Annotated in this window: 15 protein-coding genes; 6 read left to right on the forward strand and 9 right to left on the reverse strand. The window is 73.6% G+C overall.

From position 1 onward, the window contains the following. Positions 1-336 precede the first annotated feature (336 nt). The 5 genes from ABEB03_RS09845 to ABEB03_RS09865 all read left to right on the forward strand — a co-directional run bounded on the left by ABEB03_RS09845 (position 337) and on the right by ABEB03_RS09865 (position 6,118). Entirely contained in the window at positions 337-1,347 is a 1,011-nt protein-coding gene (locus ABEB03_RS09845; RefSeq protein ID WP_345644687.1) for a polyprenyl synthetase family protein, read from the forward strand. A 322-nt stretch (positions 1,348-1,669) separates the two neighbouring features. Next, the gene (locus tag ABEB03_RS09850; RefSeq protein ID WP_345644690.1) at positions 1,670-2,686 is read left to right on the forward strand and encodes a CHRD domain-containing protein; all 1,017 of its coding nucleotides are present in this window, start codon (positions 1,670-1,672) and stop codon (positions 2,684-2,686) included. Between the two features lie 274 nt (positions 2,687-2,960). Further along, on the forward strand, positions 2,961-4,175 hold the full coding sequence (locus ABEB03_RS09855) for a LolA family protein (protein ID WP_345644693.1): 1,215 nt from the start codon (positions 2,961-2,963) through the stop codon (positions 4,173-4,175). Between the two features lie 31 nt (positions 4,176-4,206). After that, positions 4,207-5,205 (forward strand): ABC transporter ATP-binding protein, encoded by a 999-nt coding sequence (locus tag ABEB03_RS09860; protein ID WP_345644696.1) that lies wholly within the window; start codon positions 4,207-4,209, stop codon positions 5,203-5,205. Continuing rightward, positions 5,192-6,118, forward strand: coding sequence for an ABC transporter permease (locus ABEB03_RS09865; protein ID WP_345644699.1), 927 nt, complete (start codon positions 5,192-5,194; stop codon positions 6,116-6,118). Before ABEB03_RS09860 ends, ABEB03_RS09865 begins: the two co-directional genes overlap by 14 nt. A gap of 90 nt (positions 6,119-6,208) precedes the next feature. Here the strand turns inward: ABEB03_RS09865 and ABEB03_RS09870 are convergent, their stop codons facing one another. Together ABEB03_RS09870 and ABEB03_RS09875 are read right to left on the reverse strand one after the other, a co-directional pair. Next, entirely contained in the window at positions 6,209-6,802 is a 594-nt protein-coding gene (locus ABEB03_RS09870) for a flavodoxin family protein (protein ID WP_345644702.1), read from the reverse strand. A gap of 153 nt (positions 6,803-6,955) precedes the next feature. Continuing rightward, positions 6,956-9,751, reverse strand: coding sequence for a hypothetical protein (locus tag ABEB03_RS09875; RefSeq protein ID WP_345644705.1), 2,796 nt, complete (start codon positions 9,749-9,751; stop codon positions 6,956-6,958). 44 nt (positions 9,752-9,795) lie between these two features. Between ABEB03_RS09875 and ABEB03_RS09880 the strand changes: the two genes are divergently transcribed. Then, positions 9,796-10,353, forward strand: coding sequence for a hypothetical protein (locus ABEB03_RS09880; RefSeq protein ID WP_345644708.1), 558 nt, complete (start codon positions 9,796-9,798; stop codon positions 10,351-10,353). A gap of 4 nt (positions 10,354-10,357) precedes the next feature. Here the strand turns inward: ABEB03_RS09880 and ABEB03_RS09885 are convergent, their stop codons facing one another. The 7 genes from ABEB03_RS09885 to ABEB03_RS09915 all read right to left on the reverse strand — a co-directional run bounded on the left by ABEB03_RS09885 (position 10,358) and on the right by ABEB03_RS09915 (position 17,635). Next, a complete protein-coding gene (locus ABEB03_RS09885) occupies positions 10,358-11,494 on the reverse strand; it encodes a zeta toxin family protein (RefSeq protein WP_345644711.1) in 1,137 nt (378 codons plus the stop codon). Continuing rightward, positions 11,491-11,820 carry a hypothetical protein gene (locus tag ABEB03_RS09890; RefSeq protein WP_345644714.1) on the reverse strand — a complete coding sequence of 110 codons (330 nt, stop codon included), beginning with the start codon at positions 11,818-11,820 and terminating at the stop codon, positions 11,491-11,493. The genes ABEB03_RS09885 and ABEB03_RS09890 overlap by 4 nt, the downstream gene beginning before the upstream one ends. Further along, entirely contained in the window at positions 11,817-13,196 is a 1,380-nt protein-coding gene (locus ABEB03_RS09895; protein WP_345644717.1) for an amidase, read from the reverse strand. The genes ABEB03_RS09890 and ABEB03_RS09895 overlap by 4 nt, the downstream gene beginning before the upstream one ends. Positions 13,197-13,374: 178 nt before the next feature. Beyond that, positions 13,375-14,748: a tetrahydrofolate dehydrogenase/cyclohydrolase catalytic domain-containing protein gene (locus ABEB03_RS09900; RefSeq protein WP_345644720.1), complete on the reverse strand. Its 1,374-nt coding sequence runs from the start codon at positions 14,746-14,748 to the stop codon at positions 13,375-13,377. A gap of 7 nt (positions 14,749-14,755) precedes the next feature. After that, the gene (locus ABEB03_RS09905; RefSeq protein ID WP_345644723.1) at positions 14,756-15,205 is read right to left on the reverse strand and encodes a hypothetical protein; all 450 of its coding nucleotides are present in this window, start codon (positions 15,203-15,205) and stop codon (positions 14,756-14,758) included. Between the two features lie 283 nt (positions 15,206-15,488). Further along, positions 15,489-15,884: a DUF4913 domain-containing protein gene (locus ABEB03_RS09910; RefSeq protein WP_345644726.1), complete on the reverse strand. Its 396-nt coding sequence runs from the start codon at positions 15,882-15,884 to the stop codon at positions 15,489-15,491. Further along, the gene (locus ABEB03_RS09915) at positions 15,881-17,635 is read right to left on the reverse strand and encodes a type IV secretory system conjugative DNA transfer family protein (RefSeq protein WP_345644729.1); all 1,755 of its coding nucleotides are present in this window, start codon (positions 17,633-17,635) and stop codon (positions 15,881-15,883) included. The genes ABEB03_RS09910 and ABEB03_RS09915 overlap by 4 nt, the downstream gene beginning before the upstream one ends. Position 17,636: the final 1 nt, after the last annotated feature.

Raw genomic sequence — 17,636 nt, forward strand, 5'->3', positions numbered from 1 at the left:
GCCGACCGGTCGGCGACGAGGGCCGGCTGCCGGGCTCGGCTCGGCGCAGGTTCGGGACACGGTCACCCACTTCCGGTTGTATCGGAACGTAACGCCACATGTCGCCGGGTATCGGCTGATCGCGAACATACCGTTGGTGATCGGATACCGCCCGGGCATGGAGGTACCTCCTGCCGGAGCCAAGTCGGCCGGGGGACGGTGGGCGCTCGTGGTGATCGAAACGTGACCGGATACGCTGACTTGAGTGATGGCAGCGACACATCGACAAACCGTGTCATCGACCGAATGATCGACCGAGTTTCGCCATGTGATCGTCAGCAGACAGGAGAACCTCTCGTGACCGTCGTCGGGCCGTTCGGGCTGAGCGTGCGGGACCAGGCTCTCGAAGCCGATGTCCAGGCCGGATTGGCGGCTGTCGAGGAGGGTTTGCTCGAAGCCACCAAGAGCGAGGTCCCCTTCATCACGGAAGCCGCCCAGCACCTCGTGCGGGCCGGCGGGAAGCGGTTCCGGCCGCTTCTCGTGACGCTCGCCGCGCAGTTCGGTGACCCCTACGCGCCGGGTGTCGTGCCCTCGGCGGTGGTCGTCGAGCTCACCCACCTCGCCACGCTGTACCACGACGACGTGATGGACGAGGCGGACGTGCGGCGCGGGGTGCCGAGCGCCAACACCCGCTGGGGCAACTCGGTCGCCGTCCTGACCGGTGACTTCCTCTTCGCCCGCGCCTCCTACATCCTGGCCGACCTCGGGCCCGAGGCGGTCCGCATCCAGGCCGAGGCCTTCGAACGGCTGGTCACCGGCCAGATCCTGGAGACCGCGGGGCCGCGCGACGGGCGCGACCCGGTCGATCACTACCTCGACGTCCTGAGCGGCAAGACCGGTTCGCTGGTCGCCGTCGCCTGCCGGTTCGGCGCGATGATGTCGGGAGCCGACGAGACGGTCGTCGACGTGCTCACCCAGTACGGGGAGCGTCTCGGTGTTGCCTTCCAGCTCGCGGACGACGTGCTGGACATCGCGTCCGACTCGCACGAGTCCGGCAAGACGCCCGGCACGGACCTGCGCGAGGGCATCCCCACGCTGCCGGTGCTCCGGCTGCGTGAGCGCGCGGAGCGGCTCGGGCTCGCGGAGGACATCGCGCTGTGCGAGCTGCTCGACTCCGACCTCACCGACGACGCCCGGCACGCCGAGGCGCTGGCCCGGCTGCGGTCCCACCCGGCCCTGGAGCAGGCGCGGCGGGACACCGTGCGGTACGCGGAGGAGGCGCGTGCGGCGCTGGTTCCGTTGCCGGAGTGCGATGCCAAGGCGGCGCTCGTGGAGCTGGTGGACGCGGTGGTGCACCGGGCCGGCTGATCTGGTCCTCCGGCCCGGTCCACGTTCTGGCCCCGGCCCTCGCTCGCGCCTTTGCCCCGGTCCGCGCTCTGCTCGTGGCCCCGTCTCGGGCTCGGGCCGGCTTTCCGTGCCCTCTGATCGGCCTGCACGGCCTCGTCCTCGAGCGCCGGACGGGCTGAGCCGTCGTGTCCGGTCCCAGCGGGTTTCGGCGTGTCAGGGGCTCACCCGGAAGTGTGACGTGCGTCACTGAGTTGGATTGAGTCCAGGGTCAGATCAGGTCCGTACTCATGCCCAGAAGCTGACGCAGGGGGCGTCGGCTGAAGTACGGGGAGAAAACAGAATCATGGGATCGAACGCCACGATCAGTACGCGTCGCAAGGGTCTGATCCTGACCGGTGTCGCGGTCGCCGCCGCGGCCGGTGTCGCCGCCGCCGTCATCCCGGCGGTCGCCGACAGCGGCAGTCACCGCGAGGACCGCGGCACGAGCCACTCCGCGCACGACGACCGGACCATCGTCACGCAGAGCGGCGTCATGGGAGGCAGCGGCGGGACCATCCTCGCCACCAGCCTGCGCGGCGCCAACGAGGTGCCCGTCCAGGGCGGCCCCGCCGTCGGCGACAAGGACGGCGCGGCACTGGAGTTCATCAAGGTCAAGGGCAACAAGGTGTCCGTCGCCGTGACCTGGCGCGGCACCGGCAGGCCGACCCTGCTCCACATCCACCAGGGCGCCAAGGGCACCAACGGCGGCGTCAAGATCGACTTCACCGAGCTGCTCGGCAAGATCAGGCACCACAGCGTCGTCGGCACCGTCGAGGTCGAGGACGCGGCCCTCCTCGACGCGCTGAAGACCGACCCGGGTTCCTTCTACGCCAATCTGCACACCGCCGAGTTCCCCGGCGGTGCCGTCCGCGGCCAGCTCCACAAGGTCACCGGCACCTTCGACTTCCACAACGCCCTGGACAACTTCCAGGCCTCGGTCGTCCGGGGCAGGCAGATCTACGAGTGCAAGACCGCCGAGGACGGCGGCCGGGCCTTCGTCCAGCGCGACGTCTCGGCCCGGCTCGGCGGCCACATCGCCCACTCGTTCGTGAGGCCCGGCTCCGGGACGCCGCAGTGGGTCGCGCCCGACGGCAGCGCCGTCACCGGCGCACTGATCTCCAAGACCCCGAACGGCGACAAGAACATCCCCGAGCTGGACCTCAAGGCCACCGGTTCCGGCAAGCACCGCGGTCTGCTGGCCGGGACGCAGGAGATCCTCCGCCTCAACACGGTGGGCGGCGTCGCCCCCGCCGGGTCCTGCACGCCGGGCACCGTGGTGGGCGTGCCGTACCAGGCGGACTACGTGTTCGTGCAGCGCTGACCCCGCAGGCCGCCGCGCCCGGCCCGGTGCCGGGCGCGGCGGCCCGTCGGCCCGGGCGGTGTCTCCCCCGACCCCTACGGGTCGGGGGAGACACCGCCTCCCCGCGTCATACCGCAGGAGTACGCGGAGTTGAGTCCGCGGTCTGACGCTTCCCTCCGGCCGATTTGGTCAGATGGATAACACCACTCCTCACCGGTTCGGGTGAGAATGGCGGCTTAGGAGTGGAGAAGGGCACGACGGTAGGGCCGCCGCCGACGACGGAGGTAAGGCACACATGGCACCGTACGAATCCGACGACAGCACGAAGGCCGACGAGGCCGAGGACGTGCGCTCCGGGCGGCGCAAGGCCGCCAGGTATGTCGTCCCGGTCGCGGTGGTGGGGGTGGCGGCGGCGACCATCGGGCTGGTCCCGGCACTCGCCGACTCCGGGGACCCCGACCTGCCGAAGGTCACCGCGCAGCAGCTCATCGAGAAGATCGCCAAGTCCGACGTCCAGCAGCTGTCGGGCACGGTCAAGGTCAGCACCGATCTCGGACTGCCCGACCTGGGCGGCCTGGCGAGCGGCTTCGCCTCCGGCGCCGCCGAGGGCGACGGCGGCTCCTCCGCCGACCCGCAGTCCAAGCTCCTCGAACTGGCCTCCGGCACGCACACGCTGCGCGTCGCCGCCGACGGCCCGGACAGGAGCAGGGTCTCCCTTCTGGACAGCGCGGCCGAGTACAGCGTCATCCACAACGGCGACGACGTATGGGCGTACGACAGCAAGTCGAACGAGGCGTACCACGCGACCGCGCCCCGGTCCGAGGAGAAGAAGGGCAAGGCGCCCGAGGACGTCCCGGCCACGCCCAAGGACTTCGCGGAGGAAGCGCTGAAGGCGGTCGACGACACGACCTCCGTGACCGTCGACGGCACCGCCCAGATCGCGGGCCGGGACGCGTACCGGCTGGTCATCAAGCCGAAGCAATCCGGCTCCACGGTCGGTGCGATCAGCATCGGGGTGGACGCGAAGACGGGCCTGCCGCTGAAGTTCACGCTGACGCCGGCGAGCGGCGGCGCGGCAGTGGTCGACGCGGGCTTCACCAAGGTCGACTTCTCCGCGCCGGCCGCGTCGACGTTCGAGTTCACCCCGCCGAAGGGCGCGAAGGTCACCGAGGCCGACGAGTCGAAGGCACCGGAGCACTCCCGGAAGTCCGGCGAGGACTTCGGCATGGGGCTCGGTGAGGGGCTCGGCGGCCTGAAGACCATCGGCAAGGGCTGGAACTCGATCGCCGAGTTCGACACGGGCGGCCAGGGCATGCCGTCGGGCTCGTCCGGCAACAGCGACGTCGACGGGTTCCTGAACTCCCTCGGCGACCAGGTCTCCGGCAAGTTCGGCTCGGGTACGGTCTTCTCGACCCGCCTGGTCAACGCGCTGATCACGGACGACGGCAAGGTGTACGCCGGTGCCGTCACCAAGGACGCCCTGGTGAAGGCGGCCGACGCCGCCCACTGAGTCCCCGCAGTCGAGCGAACCGAGGGAGCCCATGGAGGAGCTGTCCGCCGCCGAGTCCGACCGGACGGACGACACGGGTGGCGCGGGCGCCGTGCCCGCCGAGGACGCGGTGATCGCCACCCGCGCCCTCACCAAGCGCTACCGCGGCGGACAGCTCGCCGTCGACGGCCTGGACCTGACCGTCCCGGCGGGCAGCGTCTTCGGCTTCCTCGGGCCCAACGGCTCAGGCAAGACCACCACCATCCGCATGCTGATGGGCCTGATCGAGCCGACCTCGGGCACGGCGCGCGTCCTGGGGCGGCCCATGCCCCGTGCCACGCGCGCCGTGCTCCCACAGGTCGGGGCCCTCATCGAGGGCCCCGCGCTGTACGGCTTCCTCTCGGGGCGCGACAACCTGATGCGGTACGACGCCGCCGACCCGACGGCCGACCCGCGCACCCGGCGCAGCCGTGTCGCGGACGCCCTCGACCGGGTCGGCCTCACCGCGGCGGCCAAGAAGGCCAAGGCGTACTCGCTGGGCATGAAGCAGCGGCTCGGGCTCGCCGCGGCGCTGCTCCAGCCCCGCCGCCTGCTCGTCCTGGACGAGCCGACCAACGGCCTGGACCCGCAGGGCATGCGGGAGATCCGGGCCCTCGTGCGTGAGCTGGCCTCCGACGGCACGACCGTCTTCCTGTCCTCGCACCTGCTCGACGAGATCGAGCAGGTGTGCACGCATGCCGCCGTGATGGCGCAGGGACGGCTGGTCGTCCAGGGCGCGGTGGCCGACCTCGCCGCCGGTGCGCGGGGCCGGCTGGTGGTGACCACCCCGGACCCGGGTGACGCGGCGCGCGTGCTGAAGGAACAGGGCGTGGCGGATCTCGTGGTGACCGAGACGGGGGTGACGGCCGAGCCCCCGGACCGTGAACTCGCCGAGCTCAACGCGGCGTTGGTGACGGCGGGCGTACGGGTCCGAGGTTTCGGGGTGGAACGGGCCTCCCTGGAGGACGCGTTCGTGGCACTGACGGGGGAGGGGTTCGATGTCGCGGGCTGAGGCGGCTCCGGGGCCGCACACGCGGCCGGACCTGGGCGGGGCCGCGGTGGACCCGGCGGGGGCCGCGCGGTCCCCCGGCCTGTTGTGGACGTTCGGGCTGTTCCGCAGCGAGCTGGTCACCACCTTCCGGCGGTGGCGGACGATCGCCCTGCTGGGCGTGCTCGCGGCCGTACCGGTCCTGGTCGGGGTGGCCATCAGGATCGAGACGAGTGACGGCTCGGCGGCGGGCGGCGGCGGTGAAGGCCCCGCGTTCATCTCGCAGGTCACCAACAACGGTCTGTTCCTGGTGTTCACCGCGCTGGCCGCGACGCTCCCGTTCTTCCTGCCGATGGCGATCGGCGTCATCGCGGGTGACGCGATCGCGGGCGAGGCGAACGCGGGGACGCTGCGCTATCTCCTGGTCGCCCCGGCGGGCCGCACCCGGCTGCTGCTCACCAAGTACGCGACCACGATGACGTTCTGTCTGGTCGCCACACTCGTCGTGGCGGTCTCGGCGCTCACGGTGGGCGCGCTGCTGTTCCCGCTGGGAGACCTGACGACGATCTCCGGGACCCGGATCAGCTTCGCGGAAGGCCTCGGCCGGGCGCTGCTCATCGCCCTGGTCGTCGCCGCCTCCCTGGTCGGGGTCGCGGCGCTCGGCCTGTTCGTCTCCACACTGACGAACAGCGGCATCGCGGCCATGGCGACGACGGTCGGCCTCCTCATCACCGTCCAGATCCTCGACCAGTTCCCCCAGCTGCACGCGCTCCAGCCGTACTTCTTCTCGCACTACTGGCTGTCCTTCGCGGACCTCATGCGTGAACCGGTGTACTGGGACGACCTGGTCCGCAACCTCGGCCTTCAGGGCCTGTACGCCGCCGTGTTCGGGTCGGCGGCGTGGGCGCGGTTCGCGGCGAAGGACATCACCGTCTAGACGGACGCCGCCGTCCGTAAGGACATCGCCGTCCGGAGGGACGTCGGCGTGCGGGAGAGGGGCGTACGGGGGCCGGGCGCGCGGCGGCGGTCAGACGGTGGCCGACTCGTAGGGGAAGCGGGCGAGCGGCGGCTCCTGCGCGAAGAACGTCTTCGCGCGAGCCAGTGCGTCGGCGTCCTCCAGCACGTCGCCGCGCCGGCTGCCGTTGCCGAGCAGGACCCCTCCGAAGCGCATCCTCATGTACGCGGCGGAGTGGTTGAGGGTGTCGACCAGCGGGTCGGCGACCTCCTGCTCCTCGTGGGCCAGTGCGGTGACGCCCCAGAGGGTGCGTCCCGCCATCGTTGTCTTGAAGTCGATGCCGGGGGTGCGCAGCCAGCCCGACCAGTAGTCCAGGTAGCGCTTGGTGAGGCCGGACACCGAGTACCAGTACAGCGGCGAGGCGATCACGATGTCGGTGGCCGCGAGGGTGGCGTCGAGCAGCAGTGCGACATTGCTTCCGGCGGGCGGGAGCAGGTGGTCGCTGTCGCGCCGCAGGTCCGTGAAGTCGGGCAGCGGATGCTCGGCGAGGCTCAGCCAGCGCTGCTCGACGTCGCCGGGCAGCTGCTCGGCGGCCCTGCGCGCGAGCAGCTCGGTGTTGCCGTCGCTACGGCTGCTGCCGAGCAGGAACAGGAAACGGCGGGTCATGGGTCCCCCTGGGGTACGCGCGGTGGAGCGACTACATGCGTGGACAATATATGCACACGCATGCACTTGTCCAGGGGGGCCGCGGTCCATGAACCGCGCGGCACCGCTCCGAACGGCGCGCCACCGCCTCGAAGGGCGCCGACATTCCACGCGTCACCGTCCCGGCGCGCCGCCTCCCCCGCCCGGCTGAGGAGGGCGCGGGACGCGCGGTGGCTGCCCAGGCGACGCCGACCCGGGCGCCGAGCCCGGCACCGGACCGCCCGGAGCGGCCGAACCCCGGCCGGACTGGCGCCGTGCGGCGCCCGCGACGGGGTTGGTGGGGGTGGCGGACGGGGTGCCCGCGACAGGGTTGGTGGGGGTACCGGACGGGGTGCCCGCGACGGGGTCGGTAGGGGTGACGGACGGGGGCCCTGCGGGCGAGGCCGTGGTCGAGGAAGGGCCGGCCGAAGGGCGGGAGCCCGGCGTCGTGCCCGCTGCCAAGGCCGGGCGCTGCCAGCTCTCCGGCACCGCCGCACGACGTTCCACCGTCCCCTGCTCCCGTGCCTGCGCCAGGCGCACGGACTGCTGGGCCGTCGGCGCGAAGCCCGGGGCCGCGTTGCCGCTCTGGGACGGGACCTGCCGGGCGCCCATGGTGCCCAGTGCGGCCTGGGTGTCGCGCGGGAAGACGTCACGGGGCAGTGCCTGGGAGGCGGCGCCGGTCACCTCGACGCGGCGCTGCTGCCCGCCGGACTCGAAGGTCATGCCGTACCCGAGGTACTGCCGGTCGTGGTCGAACATCAGGTCGCCGCGCACCTGCCCGCCCGCGGCGCGGGTTTGCTCGCCCAGGTCCCGGAGCGCCTCCGGGACCGGTGCGGTGCGCCCGAGGCTGGCGACGTACGCCTCCGCCTCCACGTGCCCCTCCCGGAACCGCGGCTTCCCGTCGGGCCCGGTGTGCATCTGCACGGCGCCGACCCGGTTGTCGGGGTGGATGTCGATGGTGAGCCGGCCGTCGCCGCCGTACTCGGCGACGAAACGCTCGCGCATGGCCGTGAACTGGACCTGGTTCTCCAGAGCGGGCGGCAGGTTAGGCCCGTAGATGGTGACGCGGGCCCGCGGGTCGGCCTCCAGGATGATCTCCGCGTCGGCCACGCCCGTGCCGCCCGCGCCCGCGACCAGCCACGTCCTCGGCGCATCCGCGGCGCTCACGTCGAAACGGTTCTCCGCGATCTCGTCGCCGAGGAAGACCCGCCCGGGGGCCGTCGCCCTGGCCTGTTCCCACTGCGCGGTGGCGTCCAGCGTCCTGAGCGCGGACCGGGCCCCGCCGTCGGCCCGCAGGGCGTCCAGCACCCCTTCCTCGCGCAGGACCTGGAGCGTCTGCCGTGCGTCGGGCGCCCCGGCGAGACGTTCGTGGGCCGGGGAGTCGGCGGGCAGCCGCCCGCGTACGGCGTCGATCGCCTCGGGCAGGTTCACCACGTCACGACGGTCGACGCCCGGCACCATCTCGGGCGGCAGACCGGTGGCGACCGTCGGCACGCCCTCGACCTGCACATAGACGTCCGGTGAGCCGTCGTTGGGCCGGATGTGCGCGTACAGACGGCCGTCCTGCGCGGGCAACAGCCGCGCCATCCCGTCGACGACCGGCCCGCGCACGGCCAGCTCGTCCTCCCACAGGCGCACGGCGTCCCGGGGCACCCGCCCGGTCGGGTCGACGAACTGGTGGGCGTCCCCCAGCCCGGTCGCCCGCATGTCACGGACCTGGTCGGCGGACTGCACGATGCCCTGGCCCGGGTCCAGGTGCCAGCGGCCCCGCGCGTCGACGAGCAGGGCGTCCGGATCACGGCCGACGAGGCTCGCGCCGCCGCCGATCATCACCTGCCGGGTGGGCCACTCACCGCTCGCCGCGGCCTCGGCGCGCAGCTGGTCCAGGGTGGCGGCGCTCGCCCGGGTGCGCCGGTCGGCCGCCTCGGCCGCCGCCGCGGCGAGTTCCTCGCGGGGAACGGGGGTGCCGTCGGGGCGCATGCCCGGCATCGGCGGCCCGTTGCCGAGCGGCAGCGTGTACGCGGCGCGGGCCCGGAACGCCTGGAGGTCCACCGCGTCCTGACCGGACAACTGCTCGACGGGCACGGCGAGATGGGACACCGCCTGCCAGGCCTGGGGCGTGAGATGGGGTTCGATCGAGTTCAGGCGCAGGTCCGCGGCCTGCAGCTCACGGTCGAACCGATCGGATCCGGAAGGGGCCTGCGGGCGGAGCCCGGTGTGATCGATGAGGGCAGACAACTCCTCGCGTGCTTCGGCGCGTTGGGAGGCCTCCAGCGTGGCGTCCGTCATCCGTGCGGCGAGGTGGTTCAGCTCGCCGACCCGGCCGAGGTCCTCCTCGGTCAGCCGGAAGCCCTCCTCGGCGGCGGTGAGCCGGCCGCGCGTCAGCAGCACATCCCGAGGCGGCGCCACCCCGGCGACCGAAGGGTCGCCGGCCGCCGCCCGCGCCGCCCGCTCGCGCACCGCGAGCATCTCGCCGATTTCGTGGCTCAGTGCCCGGCCCACCTGCTGCGGGTCCATCCGGTCGGAGAGCTGCACGAAGTGGTGGTCCGAGGTGGTGTTGACATGCATGCGGGCGACCGTGCCCGTCGGCAACGGCACCGCGTCCACGCGCAGCGTGAACTCCTTGTCCCGGTGGTCGGTGAGCACGAAGTGGGGGTCACCGGTGTCGTCGCCGCGCAGCTCGACGGAACGCAACTGCTTGGCGTACACGCTCTGTACGACCATCGGGAGCACGGCCTGAGCCTGCGCGACGACGGCTGCCTGCCGGCCCGGTTCCGGGGCCGTGCCGATGCCGCCGGTGAAACGGCTGCCCGCCACGTCGGTCGCCGTGATGACCGTGATCTCCCCGGGATCGGGCCCTCTGCCCGGCGCCGCACCATCCGTCCTCGGCCGCGCGCTCCCCACCCTGCTGTCGTACGGTTCCTGCTCCACTGGCACTTCCCCCTCGGCCGCCTCGTGGCACGTAGGATTTTGGCATGCTGATCGCTCGTTCGACTCAAGAAGCGCACCTCTACATGGACCTGCACGCCTGCGCGTGCGGAGCGAGGGACTTCGAGCGCGAGCACCGTCTCGAAGAGCGTGACGGCGCGTTGGTCGCCGTGTACGAGGGCATGTGCCCGCAGTGCGGCCGCACCCGCTCGTTCGCGTTCGTCATGTCCGAAGAACTGCCGCCCGCGCCACCGGCGTTCGGTGGCGCGGAGCCGTCCCGGATCATCGATCCCGGCGAGTTCCTGTGGGTCTCGGACCAGGTCGGCACGGACTCGGGGCTGCGGCTGCTGAACGTGCCGCCCGCCGAACAGCGCGACCACCGCGCGAGCTTCGCGTACGCGCTCGCGGCGCTCGACGAGGTCCTCAAGTTCCTTCCGGAGGACGCCGACGAGGTCCCCGCGGAGCGCTTCACCTCCGACCTCGGCCGCGAGCTGTACCGCAAGGACGCGACCCGCTTCAGCCGGGCCCGGCTGCTGGACAACCAGGCGCGCAAGCAGCGCATCCTCGCGGGCGTCGACCGGTTCAGCCCGCCGGCGGGCGCATAGCCGTTCATGGCGTCCGCGGGGGCCGGGGCGCAGTCGTCCTGATCGTGACCGCCGGGCCCGCGGGCGCCGACGGCGGCCCGCCCGTGGCCGTACCGGAGCCCGAGCGCAGCCGGCCCGCGGCGGCGACACGCAGGACGGCGTCACCCTCTCGGAACGCGGGGGCGGCACCCGCCCCGAGTACCGCCCGCGCCGTGCGGTCCGCCCGCGCCGTGCGGTCCGCCCGCGCGGCGGGCCCGCCCGGGACGGCCGGGAAGTCCCCCCGTTCCGACGTGATCAAGCCGGTCGCCAGCCCGGACGCCACCAGCTTCTCGGCGTTCTCGCGGCCGACGGAGAAGCCACGCCCCGAGGTGCTCTGTGCGTAGAGGTCCTTGATCATGTCCTCGGGGGCCATACGGCCTCCGTACCGGTCACGGCCCGCGTCGAAGTCGGCGCGGCCGCGCTGCCAGCGGCTCGCGTTCTGGGCGAGGCACTGCTCGACCGGCACCTCCACGGACAGCAGGACCCGCCTGTCGTAGCCGCCGGCGCGCAGGTCGCCGAGGAGCTGCTCGTTCCACCGCTGGTCGCGCAGCGTCGCGTCGTAGAGCAGGTTGTGGCCCTCGGCGCGCGCCCACTGCTCGAAGACGCCCTGGAGGAACGCCGACTCGCGGTGCGTGAGCGAGGCCGTCTCCGACGGGGAGAGCAGGCGACCGCCCGGCAACTCGCGTGCGTGGTCCGGCAGACGAGGGGTGCCGCCGTGCTCGGACAGCGCCACCTTGAACTCGTCCGGGTCCAGCACCACGTAGTCGCGTATGTCGATGCCGTGCACCCCGGTCAGCGCCCGGCCCAGCTCGTCGTCGCGTCCCTGCCACTCGGCGAGGCCGCGCAGCGCGCCGCCCTTGCCCGCGCCGGGCGCCCCGGCGGTGAGCAGCGCCGCGTGGCCGTCGCGCGGCAGTCCGGCGCAGCGGGCCTTGAAGTCCTCCAGGACGGCCTCGTGCAGGCGCTCGCGGTCCGGCGTCCACAGCGCGCCGTGCCGGAACCGGCTGTACGTGTCGCCGTCCCCCGGCGCCAGATCGCCGCCGGCCGACATCCTGGTCTGCAACGCCCGGTACAGCGGGCGGTATTCAGGTGCGAGCCCCGCCTCCGGCCCGTCGTGCGGGGTCATGGCCGCCGTTCGGCCCCGCCGCCCGCCCCGCCGTCGGCGCGGAGGTCGATGCGGCGCTGGATCTCGGCCACGTCCTCGCGGGTCAGCTGCCCGAGCAGCCGCGCGGCGGAGACCACGGACAGGGTGTTGTCCTGGTGGGTGGGTTCGGGATGCCCTTCGTCGAGCCCCTCCTCGGGCTCGAAGGGCCAGGCGGCGACGGTCGCGATCATGTCCTCGCGCCCCACGAACCCGGCGGAGTAGAGGCCGAGATAGGCGCGCAGGGAGGGGGCCGGACCGGCCCCCGGGGTCGCGCCGTCGGGGGCGCCGTGTGCGGGAGTCTCGTTCATCGGTGGGGTCTTCCTCGTCTGCTACTGGTCTCGGGGCCTGCCGGGGTGCTGTCCATGGTCGAGGCGGTGGCGGCGGGCGGTGCCGCCTCGTCCCGTCCGCTGTCGAAGACGGGTACGAGGGCGGGCCGGTGCCGCTCGGCCCGCCGCGCGACGTCCAGCAGCAGTGGTTCGCAGTCGTGCGCGGCGACCAGTTGGAGTCCGGCCGGGCAGCCGTCCGGGCCGATACCTGCGGGAACGCTCGCCGCGGGATGTCCGCTCAGGTTGAACGCCCAGGTGAGAGCGGTCGAGTAGCGCTCGCCGGGGCCTTCGTGGCCGTGCGGCGGGTTCGGTGTGGCCGGTGTCAGCAGCAGCGGGACCTCGCCGAACAGCTCCGCGAGTCGACGGTCGTTGGCCGTCCGCACGGTCCGCGCCCGGGAGACGTCGCCGCCCGGCGTGCGCAGGGCCAGCCAGGCCGGTCCGGGGTCCGTCAGGGCCACCTCGCGCTCCACCAGGCGGACGATCCCGGCCGCGGCGAGCCGCCGCACCTCCGCGAACGCGCGGGCGGCGATGCCGGGATCGGTGTCGGCGAACCCGAGGTCGGCGGACCAGACGGCGGGGACCGGCGGTACGGAGGCGCCGGGCGGTACGGAAGGGGGGTGCTGCGGGGACGGGCGCTGCTGTGCGGAGGAGGACGGCGGCCCGGCGGGGGTCCTCCCGTCCGGGCCTGCGGCCACGACCCGCCAGTACGCGGCGGCGTCCGAGGCGCTGCGTGTGAGGACTCCGGCTGCCGTCAGCCCGGTGCGGTCGGCCGACGGGAGACGGCCGGTCGTGGTCTTCAGGCCGAGGACGCCGCACCACGCCGCGGGAATCCGCACGGAGCCCGCGCCGTCGCTGCCGGTCGCCAGGGGTACCAGCCCGGCCGCCACCGCCGCCGCGGAGCCGGCCGAGGAACCGCCCGGCGTCCGGTCGGCCCGCCACGGATTGACGGTCCGGCCGTGCGCCCCGAGACCCCACGTCTGCCAGGGCGTGCCCGGGCCCGGCACCGAGGTGGCGCCGACGGGCACGCAGCCGGCCGCGACCAGGGCGCCTGCCGCGCGCAGTCCGTGCCGGCCCTTGACGCCGACCGGAACCCCCGCGAGCGGCAGCCACTCGCCCGCGGCGACCCGCGCGTCCACCTCGGCGGCGCGCCCGAGGGCCTCCTCGGCCCAGACCTCCGCGAACGCCGAGAGGCCGGGGTCCACCCGCGCGATCCGCGTCAGCGCGGCGGCGACCGCGTCGACCGCGCTGATGGTGCGCGCGCGGACGGCCGCGGCGGTGTCCTCGGCCGACAGCCACCGCAGGGCGTCCGGTTCCGGGGCCCGCGCCGGGGCCGGTTCCACTTCCGCTTCGGGTCTCATGGCGTCGGCCGAGGCTCCTTCGGTACGGCGGGCAGGATGTGTGCGGGGCACGCGCGGGACGCGTGCGGTGCGCGCGTGGCTGGTGCGGGACGGTGTGCGGCGCGTGCGCGGGGCGGGGCCGGGACACGTCTCGTACGGTCTCGTCCCGGCCGGTGCCCCGCGGCTCGCACGGCGTGGTTCAGCGGCCGGGCCCCGGGGCCGGTGGCTTCGGCTGCTGAGGGAGCTGCGGCCGGACCGGTGTTGCCGGGCCGCCGCCGGCGGAGGGCCCGCCCGCCGTGTTCGTACCGCCCCCGCTCCCGGCCCCACCGGCGCCGCGCAGCTTGGCGGCCTGGGCCACGGGGTTGCCCGGAACCGCGGGCGGCCCCTGAGCGGCAGATCCCGTCCGGTCCGCGGGGCCTGTCCGGTTCGCAGATCCCGTCTGGTCCGCGGGGCCTGTCCGGTTCGCAGATCCCGACTGGTTCGTCGGGCCTGTCTGGTGCGCGGACCCCGCCTGGTTCGTCGGCCCTGTCCGGCTCGCGGATCCCGTCTGCTTCGTTGATGTCGTCCGGCTCTCCGGAGCTCCTTGAGCCGCGGAGGTGGCCTGTCCGGCGGCACTTCCCTGCCCGGCGGTGGACCCGCGTCCGGCGGCGGCCGCCACCGAGGCCGCGGGGGCCGCCGACGCGCCCTGCGTCATCTGCTCCTTGGTGAGGTACGGGCGGGGTTCGACCTTCCAGGACGGGGCGGCCGGGTCGACCTCCCGGCGTACCACCCGCTCCATCAAGGTGGCCATCTCGACGGGCCCGATGCCGCCGGGCACGGGCGTGAGGTGCTGCGGGATGCCGTACGCGGCCCGCTGGACGTCGCCGCGCACACTGCCGTCCGGCTGCGGCACGAAACCGGAGTCGACGACGAGCCGGTGGTGCGGCCGCAGATGGTCCGGTCCCAGGATCCCGGGGTTGCCGGTCACCGAGACGACGATGTCGGCGTCGCGTACCCGCCGCAGGTCGTCCCCGGCGTCGAGCTCCATCAGCCGGTGGCCCTGCTCCCGCAGCGTGTGCACCACGCCCTGTCCGACGAAGCCCTTGCTGCCCACCACCGCGATCGTCGGATCGTCCTGCGCGAAGGGCTGCACCACACGGCAGATGCCCTCCGCCGTCGCGCACGCCGCGTACTGGGAGCGGCCCTTGAGCAGAGCGTCGATGTCCTTGGCCGGGTCCATCCGCTCGACGAGCGGACGCAGATGGGCGGGCGGCGGGAACTGGACGATGATCGCGCGGGTCGCGGGATCCTGGTTGGCGCGGTCGAGGGTCTCGGCGAACTGCGCACGCGAAGTGCCCGGCGGCATCACGATGTGGTCCGCCTTGAAGCCGAGGTGCTCGAAGCTCTTCACCTTCTGCTCGGCGGAGACCCGGGAGGCCTCCAGGCGCACCCGCCAGTCCTGCGGATCGGTGGCGGCCGGCTCGAAGCGGATGATCGCCACCCGTTGCCCCGTGGGCTCCACGGCGTCACGGTAGGGCTGGTAGAGCTCCTTGGCCTGACGCAGGACGTCCCGGCCCGACACATGCTCGGTCATCGGCGCCTCATCCCGCCCGCTCGATCCGCGCGAGCACCTGGGCGACGGGGTCGAGCCCTCGGCCCAGCAGCTCCTCCACCCGGCCGGCCGCCAGCGGCTCGTCGCCGGACAGGTCGTCGCGGTGCCCCGCCGGCCCGGGGGTCACGGTGACCCGGGTGAAGGTCTCGGGGCCCGTCGGGTCGTGGTAGGAGAAGGACCCGAAATGGGCGATCCAGTCGACCTGTTCGAGCTGCGGTCCGAAGGCCCGGCGCAGCACCGGCAGCGCGGCGTCGGCGACCGAGCCGAAGTCGTCGGTGATGCCGCGGTCGTCGGGGTTGCTCGCCAGCTCCGACACGACGGCCACCGCCCGGCGTCCGTCGCCGGAGCGGACGGCGCGCACCAGGGTGTGCGCGCGTCCAGCCCGGTGGTGCCGCCAGTCGACGACGTCCTCGAAGTACGGGGTGTGCGGGTGGTTCATGTGTGCTTCTCCTCGACGAGGTTCGAACGGCGGGGACGGCCCGTCCGTGAGGGCAGTCCCCGCCGGCCGGCGGTGGCCGGGCGGCCGGTCGGGTCCGTGCGGCGGGGCGCCCCGGCATCGACGGACGGCCGGCAGGTGTGTGCCACGGATTCCGTCCGGTCCGGTCCGCGTCGCGTCCGGGCGGTCCTCGGCCCCGCGCGGTACGGACCCCGGCGGTGATCTTCCGGCCGCCGGTTCAGTGTAGGGACGCGGCCGCTCCCGCGACCTGGCCGCCGGGGCCGGGTCACAGGCCCGGATGCTTGTCGTACGGCTCGGCGAACGGTGCGGTCTTCGCGCGGTGGCCGCCCTCCTTGCAGCCCGCGAACGGACCTGAGGGAGACCGGAGTTCGGCGAGCACGGGCCCGAGATGGTCGCGGTGCCAGACCGCCGGTCCGGACGCGCCCGCGGCCGGGTCGGTGTGCTCCTGCCAGGCCAGCCACAGGCCGTGCAGCCGGGCCACCGCCTCCAGGTGCTCCCACCAGCGCGGGCACCAGGGCTGCTGCGAGGTGACCTCGCGGCCGTACACGGGCAGCAGCAGGTCCGAGACCCAGACGGAGAGCCCGGTCATCTCGTCGGCGTACTCCTGGCCGTCGAGGTACAGGATGAACGGCGGGGCGGACTGTGCTTCGGCGGTTGTCATCGGCTCGTGATCCCTTCGGCGGCGCGGGCGGTGATGGCTTTGACCTCGGCCTGCGCCGCGGTCGCGATGCGGTCGGCACCGGGTTCGGCGTACCAGGGCCGCAGCCTGACCAGGGCCGGCTTGACGCCGGTGGCCAGGAGCAGCGCGGTGCCCTTGGGCAGGGCTCGGATGCGGTCGGCGGGCAGGATGCGCTCCAGCCGGTACGACGTCGAACGGGACCGTCCTTCCTTGCCCTTGGACCAGCTGACCGTCGAGACGTCGTGCTCGCCGACGAGCCGGGAGACCTTCTCCACGAAGTCGGCGTCGTCCAGACCGGCGCCGAGGAGCTTGATGGTGGCGGCCGACCAGAGCGCGTCCATGCCGGCCTCGCCCCACACCCGCGCGCCCTGCCGGTAACTCTGCAGCAGGGTCACGATGTTGATGCCGCGCGAGCCGAAGTGCGAGTACAGGTCGGGCAGATCGGAGATCCGGCAGACGTTGGCGGCCTCGTCGAGCACCGCCGTCATCGGCGGCTCCAGCCGCCCTCCCATGCGTTCCGCCGCCACGACCCCCGCGCGCAGCACCGAGTCCGCCGCCGCGGCGATGACGCCGGCCGCCGAACCGCCGCCGTCCTTGGACAGCAGGTAGAGCGTGTCGTTCGACAGCACGTGCCGGTCCGGCAGGAACTGCGGCAGGTCCGGGTCCGGACTCACCCATGCGGCGATCGCCGGGTCGAGCAGGCACGCCACGCACTGCCGTGCCGTCTCGTAGATGCCGTCCCGGGTCTCCACGGCGCCCTGCATGGTGCCCTGGAGCTGGTCCGCGAGGGCCGTCATGCCGGCGTCGCGCAGCAGGTCGACGGGCGTGCGGTCGGCCGGGTCCGCCAGCCAGGCCAGCACCTCGCCGATCTGCCGGCCGCCGCGCTGGGCAGCGTGGAAGAGGGCGGTGAGGGTGTTCTGGGCCGCCGAGATCCAGAAGTCGCGGCGGGTCGCGTCGTCGTTGACCGCGCCCACGAAGTGCCCGGCCAGGCGGCGGGCGCCCTCGATCGTCGACGCGTCGGCGAGCATGTCCCACCACAGGGTGCGCGGCGAGTGCGCGATGCCCTGCGGGTCGAACGTCCACACCCGGCCGACGCGTTCGCGCTCGGCGCGCGTCACGCTGTAGACGTCCGCCTTGTTCGACGTCAGCAGCACGCTGCCGCGGGCCCGCAGCACGCGTGGTACCGCGATGCCCGTGGACTTGCCCGCACGCGGGGCCATCAGGTCCAGCTCCACGTCCTCGTAGCTGGATCGGAGTTCGGGGCCACTGGGCTCCAGGTTGCCGAGGAGGTTCCCCGTGTCGTCCGCGGTGATCCTCCCCTGCTTCGCCAGCGCCGGGCGGAGCTCACGGGCCCGGCGCTCGGCGCCCTTGGGCAGCAGGCCGGCCAGTTCCTTGCGGCCCGCGAGCCCGCTGGGCCCGGCCGTCCGGCCCCGCACCAGCAGGACGAGGACGACCACGACGGCGACGACCGCGCCGAAGACCGTCGCCATGCCCGCGGCGACCGCGCCGGCCGACGCCGTCGGCCACACCGCGGCCGGGCCGTCCTTGACCAGCGTGGACATCGTGGCCAGGCCGAAGGGCGGCGGGTGCCAACCGGCGCCGCTCACCGCGGCTCCGGCCGTGCCGCCCAGCCAGGCCCCGAAGAAGAGCGTGCCGACGAGGAAGGCCGCGCCCGGCACGATCCAGGGGAGGAAGTCCTCCCCGCTGTGCTGACTCTTGCGTGTGCTGCTCACT

It is taken from the genome of Streptomyces siamensis (assembly GCF_039543605.1).
In the GTDB taxonomy this organism is placed as follows: domain Bacteria; phylum Actinomycetota; class Actinomycetes; order Streptomycetales; family Streptomycetaceae; genus Streptomyces; species Streptomyces siamensis.